Below are 13,194 nucleotides of genomic sequence, written 5' to 3' on the forward strand. Positions count from 1 at the left end.
GTTCGGAGCTAAAACGAATACTTGAATGACACGGCGACCGCTTGACTATCTAGGTCGTAGCCGCCGTCGATTGTATCCGAAGTTTGATTGCCGGAAACTGTGCGCTCACTGGCGAAGGCCTGTTGGTAGGTGATCTGCCAGCTTATGTGGTCGTAGCTACGACCGACGCCAACGGCTAAGAAGTGGCGATCTGTGTCGGGGACAATTGGTAGGAAGTAAGTGTCGGGCACTGCGTTTTCAACGAAGGTGTAGCCTCCGCTGACATGCCAGCCGTTGTCCAGGTAACGGGTGAATCCTAATTCGCATATGAAGGTGGATTTCCAGTTTAAGGTGTACGTGGGGCTTGGCCCTAAGTTGCCATCGATATCCATGATCAGTTCATCGACATGATCCCAGTTGGTCCAATCTAGGTTGAATTCCAGATTCCAGTGCTCGTTGGGGCGATAGGAATAACCGAATACAATGGATTCTGGGTATACTAAATCGGCTTTTGTATTGGCGCGATTGGTTGCGCCTCCAGTCAGTAAGGTGATTGCGGGTCCGGATGCTTTACCTTGGTAGGTCACATCTGTTTTGGCCTGATAATTGAGACCAAAGCTGTGTTTAACTGAAGGTTGCCACAATATGGAGAGGGAGTAGCCCATAGTTTGATCGTCTCCATCGAATTGAAGGGCGTTTGTTTTGATGTCGACAGTGGTATCGTCGAAAGAGAGCCCGCCGGCAAGCGAGAGACTGTCTGAGATTTGCCATGCGATGACTGCATGGTATTTGATGTATTGTAGGTCTGCTTCGTACGGAACGGTTTGGCCGGCGAGTTGAAATCTCGTATCATCTCCTCCCCAGTCTGTTCCTAGGGCGAAAGGGGCATACATGCCGAAGCCTAGCGCGAAGGGGGCGTCTTTGAATGTATGTGAGATGAATGCGCTGGGGACAGGCTGATAGGTGTCGTCCATATCGTCGCTGCCGGTGGCTCCTGAGTATTCATATCCGAGGGATATGGCAAAGACGTTGCCTTGGATTTGAGTGCCTTCGAGTTGCGTCAGGCCAGCTGCGTTATAAAAAACTGCGGATGGGTTGTCGGCTGTGGCTGTAAACGCGTTGCCGCGTGCAGTGGCAAAGGCGTCGACAAATGCGATTCGAGTCGCTGCGGCTTCGATCGAGCCACAGGCAAGTAAGGATAATCCAATGGGGATGAGTGGATGTTGCAGTTTTTTCATATGTTTATTGGGTCGGGGCTAGTAGTAGTGAGGGAAGTTCGATTTCGATGTCCCAATCGCGTTCTTGCGAGCGACGATTTAGGTGTAAGTAGCCGTTGTGTTCGGTGATAACTTTGTGGGCTACGGATAGACCGAGTCCCACGCCAGTATGGCGTGTAGTGTAGAATGGTTCGGTTGCTTTTGCAATGACGTCTTCGGGCAGTCCGGGGCCTCCGTCGCGTATGCGGATACAGAGTATACCTTCATTGCTGCGGCGAGTTTGCACCTGGATGATTTGCTCGCCGGGTTCGGACTGCATTGAATTTAAGAATATTTCCTCAAACGCATGCGTGAGGGCTTCAGGGGTGGCGTCGATTGAGGTGTTATCTGGTAAGTCGGCGATCTCTAGCTTGGCTTGAGTATTGCCGAGATGGATACGCGCGCGTTCGAAGGCGTTAAGGATGACTTCGCGGAGTTGAAGTTCAGTGCTGCCGGAATTACAGGCTTGCGCCAGATATAGCATTTGCTCGCTGAATCGTTTAATTCTGGCTGTTTCTTTGAGCATTGCCGATTTGAGGGATGCTTGGAATTTTGGTTGGTTGATCTTTTTATCAATCAGCTGGGCGTGAGTGGAGAGTGGTACGAGTGAATTACGAATTTCGTGGGCAAAACGCTCGGCAATTAGACTTATAATTTCAGTTTTAGAGCTTGCCTGAGCCGTCCGTTTGCTGGCTTCGATCTTTGTGAAATCTTCCATTAGCACCATGGTTGGTCTCGGTAGTAGCATGAGCTCGCCCTTTTGAGTAAACGGGAAGATGGAAACTTGATAGACATCGTCTGGCTTTGATCCAGTGATTTTGAAGGGTTCTAGTAGTTCACCTTTTTCAACGGCGCGATGGACAGGCATCGCCAGTTTCGAGGGGAGTTCTGCAAACTCGACGCTGCGGTCGGGGTTCTGATGGCTGATGTTGAGGAAGCGTTTGGCAGCATCGTTGATGTAGAGGATTTCTAGGTTTTCGCTAAAAACAATGGCGCCGCTCGACATTGAATGCATGACATTTTCGATTAATCGCCCATGCTGTGCGAGTTCGCTGTGTAGACGGCTATTGCGAATGGCGAGTCCAAGTTCTTCCATTAGCAAGTATAGCAATTCTAATTCATCTTCGGAGTATTCTCGCCCAGTCACTGGTCCATTTAGCACGGCTAGACCTATTATCTCTTCCCGGTCTGTGATCGGGATTGCCAAATGGCAGCCTAATATTGAGAATTCTTTATTGGTCGTGCTGCTGGCATGTGGAAATTGCGAGCGGGTGGAGCTTTCTTTGTGAAGAATACGAGGGTATTCTGACAGCTCGCGGCCAATGCCGACTGCTCGACTCAGTTGAAAGCAGTCCACTAAGTCGGAGGGCAAGCCTAGCGCGGCGATGCAAGTTAGATGCTTGGACTGCTTGTTTTTGACCAGCGACTGTTTGGCGGAACTTTCCAGGAAAATTCCGATTCGACTAAAGCTGATGTGTTCGCGTAACTTTAAAATGAAGTGTTGGGTGAAGGCTTTATAATCGAGGCTAAAACTTAGTATGTGAGAGAGGTCTCGCAATACATTGAGGGTAGATGTCGTATTACTATTGGCCGTCGATCTTTGAGTGGGGCGGTTATGCCACTCTTGTCCATTAAAGTCGCTCTGTGGATAATTATTCTGCTGATTAACCAGTAAACGATGGAGTGTCTTTGTCGGTATGGGTTCTGCGAAATAAAGATCGGCTCCGTTCTCAAATGCTGCATTTTCGAGACTTAGGTCATAGTCCGGTGTTAGAACCACGATGTATATTTCCGCTACACAATCACGGATTTCACATAATGTGCGTTTAAGCTCTAGTTCCGAAGCTTCGGCGTAAACTAAGACGGCATCAAAGGCACCTCGCGCTAATGATGACTTTGCTTCGAGTGCGGTTTGCCGTAGTATTATTCTGTTTTCTGGAGACGTAAAAACCTCCCGTAAACTATTAGGGATCGAAGGTTCGTTTCTAATGAATAGAAAATGACTCACAGAATGATCAGTAGATTATAGAAAAATACGTCGATTTTTAGGTGCTGTGCAACTAAATTGTCTAGTTTGTATTAGGTGCTATTATTTTACAATCTGCGATTGGGCTTATTTTTTAATTGTATCTGGAGGTTCCTAGGAGTCTGATGTGGATCTAATTTTGAGCTTATTCATTAGATGACTACAAGTGTTACTGATCACTCGACTATTCAAAGTAAAGTCGTCGTTTTTCCATCTCGCAGCGGTAAGAAGATGTTGGGCTTTATTGACGAGTCGACAGTTGTGAGTCCGGATGCACCATTTGTGGTGATGGCTCCGAAATATGGGCAGTCTAAAAAGAATAATCTACAGATGGCCTACGTTTTTGCGCAAAATGGCCTGCGGGTGTTACGTTTTGATCATACCAATCATATAGGTGAAAGTGAAGGCGAGATTGTTGACTATACACTGCCTGGAGCGGTTGCGGACATTCTTGCCGCGATTGATTATTTAGAAACACAATATGGTGCTTCGAAGGTGATTTTACAGGCAAACAGTATGTCGGCTCGCTGTGCGATCCGTGCCGCGAAGTTAGATTCTCGCATCGAGCGCTTGATTTGTTTAGTGGGCATCGTCGATTTTAGGGAAACGATTACGTTGATCTGCCAAAAAGATATCATCGATATCTACATGGATGGGGGCAAACAGGGGGTTGGCGACATCCTCGGGCATGATGTTAATATCGATCAGTTTTTAAAAACCAGTGTGGATGAAGATATGCACGATAGCGTGGGTACACGTGCTGATTTCCTGCATGCCCAGTGTGATATCTATATGTTTGCCGCGGAGAAAGACGCTTGGGTCGATTTTGAGAAATTGAAGCGATTGGCCGCAGGTGCGAATCGGGTGAAGATTCGCGAAGTGAAAGGGGTGATGCATGAGATGATGGAGAACCCGCAGGCAGCCTTGAAGACTATTTCCGCGGCTGTATTTGTTGCAAAACATGGCCGTTTTCCTGAAGAGAAAGAGCTGGAGGGAATTGCTGAGCCCAATAAGCGCGAAGTTTTCAAACAGAATAAAATTGAGCGTAATCGTTTGCGAGCAGTGGCTCCCAAGCGCGAGTCGGAAGCCGATTTCTGGCACAGCTATCTCGATAAATACAAAATGTTAGAGTCTGTCGGTGCTTATAAGGATTATTTGAAGCTTATAGGTGATTGTTTAGGCAGTCCTCGTGAAGGTGCAGTCTACTTGGATTGTGGCTGTGGTAATGGTATGTTTGGCGCTTGGTGTTTGCGTGATCTGATCGCACAATCTGCGATGAGTTGGAAGATTCCTGCCACGTACTTCGGACTCGATTTGACTGGGAAAGGGCTTTCTGAGGCTGCTAGGAGGCATTCGGCGATTGCCAATGAGGGCGGTGAGCAGGTACTGCGTAATTTGAACATGATGTACTATCGTTTCGATCTTGATCGTATTGATGCCAGTCAGGAGAAACTCTTGCCGCTTGCCGATCAGTCTGTTGATTGTATCTGTTGTAGCTTGTTGATTTCGTATCTGAAAGATCCGGTGTTTTTAGTCAGAGAGTTGTATCGTGTGTTGAAACCGGGAGGACGTATCATTCTCTCCAGCATGAAGCCCTACTGTGATCTCTCACTTATCTACAAGGGCTTTTTGGGGGAGGCGGATAGTGAAGAGGCAGTTGAGTCGGCGCGTAACCTTTTGAGTGCTGCTGGAGTTCTTCAGCTGAAAGAAGACGAGGGACATTATATTTTTTACAGCGAAGATGAGTTGGTCGAAATTATGCGACAGGGTGGATTCCAGAAAGCGCATGTTTTTCGGTCGTTTGGTGAGCAGGCAAATTTGGTGTCATCTATCAAATGATCGCGTACTTAGTCGTTAGTTCGTTTTTGATTTCGTTGTTGTCGCTGTTTTTCTTTGTCGCCGTATTGGCGAAGGGGAACCTTTCGTTTAGCGGGCGAAATTTGGCTTTTTGTTCCTTTAGTTTTTCTATCTTTGTGTGGTCGCTCGGGCACATGCTGTGGTTGTTGTCGAGTGACTATACGACTGCCTTATTTTGGGTGCATGTATTGGTCGCTGGGTCCATTATGGTTCCCTATGCTTATTTTCATTTTGCGGTAAATCTGACAGGACGGAACTCGTTGCAGATGCATGTCGTCGCGGGGTATGTCGTTGGGATTATACTTTTATGTTTTAATTTCTCAGACTTTGTCGTCGTTGGCCTGGAACCACGGGGAGGGTTCGAGTATTGGCCGGTGCCTGGGAGTATGTTTCTTCCATACATTGGTGGCTATACTTTTATGGTGATATTCGGGGCTAGGTTGCTTTTTTCGGAATATTATAGATCTGATATCGATAAGAAGAACCAGTTGCGCTATATCACCATCGGGACGGTGATTGGTTTTCTTGGAGGCACGACTAACTTCTTTCTCTGGTTGAATATACCGATCGCACCTTTTGGACATGCCGCAGTTATTTTTTACATTTTGGGGCTGGGATATTCGATGCTTAAATTCCGGACCTTGGACTTCAGTGAGATGTCGTTTCGGGTGTTTGGTTTAGTCGTGATCGCGATTCTATTTTCCGGAGTCGCTTCGTTTGGATTGGTCACTTTGATGGATTCGATCTACGATGAATTTTATCCTGATAATTTATTATTTTGGTGGGTGATTTTTACCTTATTGTCGATCTTCTTGCTGGCATTGGGCCCCTATGTGAATGATTTGTTTAATAACTTTCTTCATGATCGTTTCTTAGCCAAGCGATTTGCATATCGAGTCGAGTTGAGGGATCTTTCAGATCAAATTCAGTTAGAAGGGGATCTGAGTGAGCAGTTTGCTTATGTCGTGAAACGAGTCTCGGAGGTGCTGTCGATTTCAGATGTCGCGCTTTACACCCGTTCCGTTCATGATTTCGATTTTGTTTGTCGAGGCTCGCAGGGAGAACGTCGCTGGTGTGCGCGTATTGCACCTGAGCGAATTCATTTTTTGTTAGATGCTTTTAATTCGCATAAAAAATCCTTTCATGTAGAAGAGGCTGTTGTGTCATCTGAGCAGTTCCGGGATGCTTATTTTAGTGGGGCGATTGAGCGCAGGATTATTTTTCCTGAGGATATAGTTGTCCCTGTGTTGGGACGTTTGGAGTGTTTTGGTTTCTTAATTCTCGGAAAAGGCAAGCATCGTACGGTGCTTGCTGATGTGGATTGTATCCTGCTTGAAAATATTTGTTCTCAATTGGGATTATCAATTAAGATGCGTGAGATTGAGCGTGGTTCCAATCAAGTCGAGAAGTTGGTTTCATTGGGAACGATGGCTGCTGGACTCTCTCATGAATTGCGTAATCCTTTAGTTTCCATCAAAGTTCTGGCTTCATTGTTAAAAAAGAAATCTGGGTCATTGAGACTTGATGAGGCGTTTAGCGCAACCGTGCAGCGCGATGTGAAACGAGTGATCTCTGTTGTTGAAGGTGTATCGGCTTTTGCCCGAAATACTGACGGTTCATTTAAGGCTGTTGATCTCAGTGATGTATTGAAAGAGTCGTTGTCTATTGTGGAGCCGAGTTTGCGTGTTAGTCGAATCGAGGTGACCTGTCAGCATCATGCTCAGTTGCCTTGTCTGTTGGGGGATCAAGATCAATTGGTACAAGTGTTTAGTAATTTGATCGAGAACTCTATCAACGCAATTTCCGAGTGGGAGGAGCGTGCCGAAGTGGGGCACATTACAATTTCCACCGATATGAAATCTGGGCGAGATAGCGACAATGTGCACCAATGGCTTATCGTAGATGTAAAAGATGATGGCCCTGGAATTCCTCAACATTTACAGAAGTTGATCTTTGAACCATTTGTCACTTCGCGAGATACGGGCGAACGTTCGAAAACCCGGGGGACCGGTTTAGGCTTGGCCATTGTGACTAAAATTATTGAACGGCATGGCGGTGTTATTATTGTCAATTCGGATTTAGGTAAGGGAACCTTATTTACAGTCTCGCTCCCTGTTAAAAAAATATTTAGCAAAGTATGATCGAAAACACTATACAGATTGCCGACTGTCCGCCTGTCTCACCTCAGGGTTTGGTTCCATTTCGCCGATTTGCGGAGGCATTGAGCGAGTTTAATGATTTTGATGGCTTTCGCCAGGCTCTGGCGCGAGTTGTCCAGGAGGATAGTGGTTATGCCGGATTCTTGGATCTTGATGCCGACCTCGCTTCGATGCAGGACTCGGAGGTCGGAGAGCATTTCGAGATGGATAGTTTAGTGGTCCCGCTTAGCGCAGGGCATGATACCGGCTATATTCGGTTTCTGGGGAATGAGCAGGGACGCCCTTTTGATGCAGAAGATCTTATGTGGATGGGAGCCATCAGCGAATTCGTTTCACTCGCCTATGCTAATGCTAAAATGCATCGTGAGAGTCAGGATAAAGCACGCATTTTTCAATATCTGATCAATCAGCTACCTCTTGGTGTTATTTGCTTCAGTGGGCAGGGAGACTTAATCGTTGAAAATAAATTGGCTAGCCGATTGCTGGGAGCTGTCGGGACAGAACTCATGCAGCGTGCACTTGCAGATGAAAGCTTCAAGTCTCAAGGAAACTTACGCCTGCATTTAGAGGTGGAAGGACGACTGGTTTATACGGAGGGGCGACGCCTAGAGGTGGAGGCAGGTTTATCATTTACGGCATTTGTACTTCATGACATGAGCGCTCAGCGCGAGAAGCTAATGTTGCAGATTGAGCGTTCTGTGTTTCGTGCTGAGTCCCGGGGGCAAGCTTTGACAATCGCAGTGCTCGAAGATCGCTCTGAAGCTGGTAAGTTACTACGGATCTTGAAAGCTTCAGCCGGTTCCTTGCAGTTAGATCCTGTGAGTCTAGCTTCCTTGGATGCATACTCCTGTGCCTGCATTTTTGCTGATAAAAGTCTCCGTAGTGTGCGCTATTTATTGAAGAAGGGGCTTGCAGGTCAACTGAAGCAAAGTGCCGTAGTTGGAGCGCTCGTTTCACAGGTCGATCATCTCGACGAGGCGCCAGCTCAGTCTTTAATTCGTGCTGCGCGTGCGGACTTTCAGAGACTAGATCAGCTACTACGTCCGTCTTTGTTGGTTTTTGATCCGTATCCAGCTGTGATTGAAGCTCTGGATTTGATTTCCAGTGAGCTGTGTTCCTTCGAGTCAATCGATGCTGTCAGAGACTGTGTTTCTTTGATCGAGAGGGGGCAATTCGATGGTATCTTTCTAGATGTGGATACCTTTGCTCATGACGGGTTGAAGTGGCTTGAAGAGGCAAGTGCAGTCGCTGGAGCTGGATTTCGAGTATTTTATATATCACATTTGCAGCCTACCATGGTGCGCTCTAAATTTGGTCTGAGCGCGGATTCGATGGTTTTTCAGAAACCATTTGATGCAGATGTGATTCGGGATGCCTTGCTCTTGCAGTTTGATTTTGCTTGAGCTTTTCGCCTCTCTGCGGCGTATTAATACAAATTCAAGACGATTTGATAAACACCATGCTAGCCCCTGTGTCAGAGAATACCATTAAGCGCTTACTGGTCGTTGATGACGAAGAAGGGCCACGTCAGTCTTTGAATATGATTTTTGGGGATGATTATGATGTGACTATCGCGACATCAGGTGAGGAGGCGATCGAGTTTTCGCGTGATCGATCTTTTCATGTAGTGGTTACTGACATACGCATGCGAGGGGTGAGTGGGATTGATGTTCTGCGTGAGGTCAAGCGGATCGATCCGCATACGGAAGTGGTCGTGCTCACGGCTTATGAGACTTTGGAGACTGCGCGTCAGGCGATTAGTCTCGGAGCATCCGAATATTTGAAAAAGCCTTTCGATCTCGATCACATTCAAACAGTGGTAGAAGAGTGTTTTCGAAACTACTTTTTTAAGTCGAAGCAAGAGACTGTGATTCGTGAGGATGTGAATGCGGCTAAGAATAATTTTTTGGAAATAGTCAGTCACGAGCTCAATACGCCCATGCATGGTATTCTCGGCTTCTTGGAGTTACTTGAAGGCACTCAACTGGATGAGGAGCAGAGCGATTATGTAGCTACGATTCGTGCCTGTGGTGTTAAGTATTTTGAGCACGTGCAAGACATCTTGACCTATGCCAAAATGTCGATGACTGAGAGTGATATTTCGCGCGGGGCCTTTAATCCGGCAACTTTGGTGCTGAAGCTGATCGCGGAGTCTGAAGTTCCTGAATCACTGCAGGTCATCTCTAATATTCCCGATGATTTACTAGAGTTGGTCAGCGGTGCCGAGCAAGAGATCCGTATCGTGGTGCGCAAGCTATTATTAAATGCCTTTAAATTTACGACTGAGGGACATGTTGCCGTTTCTGTTCGCTATGATCCGCTGGCAGGGGATCAGGCCAGGTTGACCTTTGTGGTCGCGGACACTGGGGAGGGGATACAGCCAGAACTATTAGAGCATGGAAAAATATTCGATGCCTTTACTCAGGGCGACTCTTCTGTTCGTCGTTCACATGAGGGCTTGGGTCTTGGTTTATCTCTGTGTAAGAGTATCGCGGACCGTTTAGGCGGCACGATTCGTGTCGAAAGTGAGCGGGGGAAAGGCTCCACTTTCACCTTTGATTGCATCGTCGATACTAACTTTACTTAAGATTATATCAAGATAGGTCTGTATTTTGCTGGTTGTGGTCGCAACTGGCTGCGAGTCGATTTCGACTCAAAAAATGAAATTGTAAAGTGTTTGCAAATGTACCAATCTGCGCGGCTTTTTGACATTTCGAGCAATCGCCAACAGATTATATCCATGCAAGTCACGCTATTAAAGTCCAAGCTGCTCCGTGCAGAAGTAACCGACCGCGCCCTTCACTACGAGGGGAGCCTCGCAATTGATTCCGCGCTTATGGAGCAAATCGGCCTGGTTCCTTACGAGAAAATTCTGGTGGCCAATATCGCAAATGGTGAGCGCCTGGAAACTTACGCCATTGAGGCGCCCAAGGGATCGCACACGATTTCCTTAAATGGTGCTGCTGCTCACAAGGGACAATTAGGAGATTTGCTGGTTATTATGTCTTTTGCTCAATTTGAAGAAGCTGAGGCAAAAACGTGGAAGCCTAAAGTGCTCGTGCTCGCCGATGGTAATAAGCGTGTCGTGCGTGCCGATAATGTGCTCGTGGCAGATGGCGTCTACGCGTAGTAGGCGAGTTGGTCGGTGTAAGAGTATTTTTTTTCCGACGCTTCCGGCTGTCGGATTATAGAGAGGGTATGCCAGGGTGTGGGTCGCCCTGTCTTTTGATTGCGATAAGTTGGACTACTGATGATTATTAGTTTTCTGCCTATTTAATTGGTGAGAATCTGTCTCAATACTATTGGAGTCCTGTGTTGTAGGTGGATGGCATGGCCAGTTGAGGGCCCAGGGAGTAGTTTCGACAGTTAATGCATTAAATGAGAATGATTCTCTTTTATCATTATGGCTTGCGTGATTGATTTGAACTGATTTTCAACAGCCGAATGATATTCGAATCTAAGCAATTAACTTTTTTTAGTGCGGCCTTATGTGTCGCAAGTAACATCGTACCGTCGATGCTGAGTGCAGAGGAGGACGTGACTTCACTGGCCGATCCCTTGCCCGCCTATGTTGTCGTCGCCACGCGCACGCCAGTGAGCTTGGATCGTGTCTCACCGTCAGTGAGTTTTATCGGAGAAGATGAGATTGAATTTTGGCAGGATCGTAGCCTGGTCGATTCAATCAGTCGTATTCCAGGGGTTGCGACTTGGTCCAATGGCACTCCAGGTAGTCTCACATCCTTATCTATTCGAGGCTCTGAGAGTAACCATACATCTTTTTTCTTGGATGGCCGGCGTCTCAATCCAGGCTTTGGTAATCAATATGATCTGGAATCACTCGCGGTGCAAAATCTTGCGAGTGTGCAGGTGCAGTCGGGCGCTTCATCCGTGAATTATGGTGCATCTGGTATTGGAGGTGCCGTAGCACTTCAAAGTAAAAGCACCCTTGGTGGGGATGGACTTTCGGGGGATGTGAGTCTGGAGGTAGGAGCCAATGCGTATCGTAATGGATCTGTTTCGGCTCTTTATTCAGAAGATAATTGGGGGTTTAGTATCGGGGCGAGTCAGTTGAAGACTGATAACGAGCGCGAGAACGACGATTTTGAGCGTGAGTCACTTCAAGGGCGTTTTGATTACGAACTATTCGATGATTTCACATTTGAATTGGTTGGCCAGTATAGTGATGCAGAGAAGGGGGCCGCGGGCGTGATCACGAATCCTAAATTAGAGGATCGGCAATGGACGACTAATTGGCTTCTCTCTCCGGGTGTCCGCTATGCGACGGATGTAATCACTATGCATTTGTTTTATTCGCGCAGTGAGAGCCGTATTGATAATGATATCGAAGATTTTTTCGGTAGCATTTATCAGACGGAGAACAAGGTCGGTTCGGACGAAGTGAACCTGCAAGTCGATTATACATTTAGCGATGATGCACTTTTCACCTTCGGAGCTGTGTATAGAAACGATCATGCCGAAAATCCAAATTTGAACTCATATTCAAGCTTTGTGCCCGTGTTGCCCTACGAGAATCGTTTTGAGCAAACCGGGCTCTGGAGCCAAATTCAATGGCAGTTGTCTAGTTCTTTGGAAGTTCGTGCAGGGCTTCGCTACGATCGTTATAGTGATTATGACAGTTCCGTGAATGGAAACGTTGAAGCGATCTATCACTTTACAGAGGACAGTTCTGTATTTGTAAAGGTAGCGACTTCATATTCACCACCGTCCGCGCTGGATCTTGCTTTCGACGAAGACCAAGCGCTAGTCGATGATGGTTTGGGCGGCGAGATGCTCGTTGCTAACACAACCATCCTGAATCCTGAGGAGAGTGTTTCTTACGAACTCGGTTTTGAGCAAGAGTTGCTAGATGATCAGCTGAAGCTAGCTGTAGTTTTCTTTCGCAACGAAATTGATGAGCTCATTACATACGAATCATTGGTGGATGTGAATGATCCATTTGATTTCTTCGATGACGATTATGGTAGCGATACACTCAATGTAGAAGAAGCTACAACCGAAGGCGTCGAACTTAGTATCGATTATGCGGCGACGGATAAAGTGGATTTAGGCCTAAGCTATACCTATTTGACTGCGACCAACGATTCTGAAGACCAGCGTCTCGCTTACCGTCCACGGCATCAGCTACAGCTGTCGGCGACATTCCGTCCTGTCGAAAATCTAAGTTTCGGTCTTTCGGCACTGGGGCAGTTTGATCGTGAAAGAGGGCAATACTTACAGCCAAATCTAGATGTGGAAGACTATTTCGTCGTAAACTTAGTGTCTGAGTGGACGATCAATGAAGAGTGGAGCCTATTTGCGCGCGTCGGGAATTTACTTGATGAAGATTATGCATCTGTGTTTGGCTATCCCGCATTAGGGCGCGCCGGCTACATCGGTGCGCGTTTTGAGTTCTAGTTTTGATTCATACCCGCCAACGTGAAGTTATTTTGGACGTCCTGCGTGAAGCAGGGCGTCCTTTGACACGTGAGGAGATCTTGCGCTTAGGGCGGCAGCAGATCGATCGGCTAGGATCGGCGACAGTGGACCGTGCGATTCGTGATATGACTGCGGAATTTTACATCATAGGCGTGGAGTTCCCCGGGCAGCCCAAGCGCTATGAATTACCGGCAGATGCCGAGCACCCACACTTTATATGTCGCGTTTGTGAGAAGGTCTACGATTTGCCCATTCGTATGCAGTTGCCTAAAGTTCAAGCCCCTCCTGGCTTTGAAATATCTGGTGGCGAGGTGATCTATTCAGGCAAGTGTCCCAATTGTCGCTGAAGGTGGGGGGATGTGGCCGGGGGGCTTTGGCGTGGAGTGAATAGGCCACGGTCTGGAAATAGTTGAAAAAAACTTCCGCCTATCACTTATATCAGCGATATACAAATTCATTTCGATGGTATATGTTACTGCTA

9 protein-coding genes are annotated in these 13,194 nt (G+C 47.0%); 7 read left to right on the forward strand and 2 right to left on the reverse strand.

Translation table 11 applies throughout. The annotated features are described in order from the left end of the window. Positions 1-8: 8 nt before the first annotated feature. Positions 9-1,217, reverse strand: a complete 1,209-nt coding sequence (locus tag SH580_RS19025; RefSeq protein WP_319832392.1) for an OmpP1/FadL family transporter — start codon at positions 1,215-1,217, stop codon at positions 9-11. Between the two features lie 4 nt (positions 1,218-1,221). Then, positions 1,222-3,243, reverse strand: coding sequence for an ATP-binding protein (locus tag SH580_RS19030; protein ID WP_319832393.1), 2,022 nt, complete (start codon positions 3,241-3,243; stop codon positions 1,222-1,224). 174 nt (positions 3,244-3,417) lie between these two features. Here SH580_RS19030 and SH580_RS19035 point away from each other — a divergent pair, with 174 nt between their 5' ends. The 7 genes from SH580_RS19035 to SH580_RS19065 all read left to right on the forward strand — a co-directional run bounded on the left by SH580_RS19035 (position 3,418) and on the right by SH580_RS19065 (position 13,060). Next, positions 3,418-5,100: a methyltransferase domain-containing protein gene (locus SH580_RS19035; RefSeq protein WP_319832394.1), complete on the forward strand. Its 1,683-nt coding sequence runs from the start codon at positions 3,418-3,420 to the stop codon at positions 5,098-5,100. Then, complete coding sequence (locus SH580_RS19040) at positions 5,097-7,259, forward strand: ATP-binding protein (protein ID WP_319832395.1); 2,163 nt, start codon at positions 5,097-5,099, stop codon at positions 7,257-7,259. Before SH580_RS19035 ends, SH580_RS19040 begins: the two co-directional genes overlap by 4 nt. Further along, a complete protein-coding gene (locus tag SH580_RS19045; protein WP_319832396.1) occupies positions 7,256-8,680 on the forward strand; it encodes a hypothetical protein in 1,425 nt (474 codons plus the stop codon). Before SH580_RS19040 ends, SH580_RS19045 begins: the two co-directional genes overlap by 4 nt. 68 nt (positions 8,681-8,748) lie before the next feature. After that, positions 8,749-9,864: an ATP-binding response regulator gene (locus SH580_RS19050; protein WP_319832397.1), complete on the forward strand. Its 1,116-nt coding sequence runs from the start codon at positions 8,749-8,751 to the stop codon at positions 9,862-9,864. 153 nt (positions 9,865-10,017) lie between these two features. Beyond that, positions 10,018-10,407, forward strand: coding sequence for an aspartate 1-decarboxylase (gene panD, locus SH580_RS19055; protein WP_319832398.1), 390 nt, complete (start codon positions 10,018-10,020; stop codon positions 10,405-10,407). A gap of 314 nt (positions 10,408-10,721) precedes the next feature. Continuing rightward, a complete protein-coding gene (locus tag SH580_RS19060; protein WP_319832399.1) occupies positions 10,722-12,692 on the forward strand; it encodes a TonB-dependent receptor plug domain-containing protein in 1,971 nt (656 codons plus the stop codon). Positions 12,693-12,694: 2 nt separating this feature from the next. After that, complete coding sequence (locus SH580_RS19065; protein ID WP_319832400.1) at positions 12,695-13,060, forward strand: Fur family transcriptional regulator; 366 nt, start codon at positions 12,695-12,697, stop codon at positions 13,058-13,060. Positions 13,061-13,194: the final 134 nt, after the last annotated feature.

Source organism: Coraliomargarita algicola (genome assembly GCF_033878955.1).
Classification (GTDB): domain Bacteria; phylum Verrucomicrobiota; class Verrucomicrobiia; order Opitutales; family Coraliomargaritaceae; genus Thalassobacterium; species Thalassobacterium algicola.

Excerpts from the sequence above, each read along its gene's own strand:
- SH580_RS19025 (WP_319832392.1), bottom strand. The coding sequence starts at position 1,217 with ATGAAAAAACTGCAACATCCACTCATCCCCATTGGATTATCCTTACTT.
- SH580_RS19035 (WP_319832394.1), top strand. The coding sequence starts at position 3,418 with ATGACTACAAGTGTTACTGATCACTCGACTATTCAAAGTAAAGTCGTC.
- SH580_RS19040 (WP_319832395.1), top strand. The coding sequence starts at position 5,097 with ATGATCGCGTACTTAGTCGTTAGTTCGTTTTTGATTTCGTTGTTGTCG.
- SH580_RS19045 (WP_319832396.1), top strand. The coding sequence starts at position 7,256 with ATGATCGAAAACACTATACAGATTGCCGACTGTCCGCCTGTCTCACCT.
- panD (WP_319832398.1), top strand. The coding sequence starts at position 10,018 with ATGCAAGTCACGCTATTAAAGTCCAAGCTGCTCCGTGCAGAAGTAACC.
- SH580_RS19060 (WP_319832399.1), top strand. The coding sequence starts at position 10,722 with ATGATATTCGAATCTAAGCAATTAACTTTTTTTAGTGCGGCCTTATGT.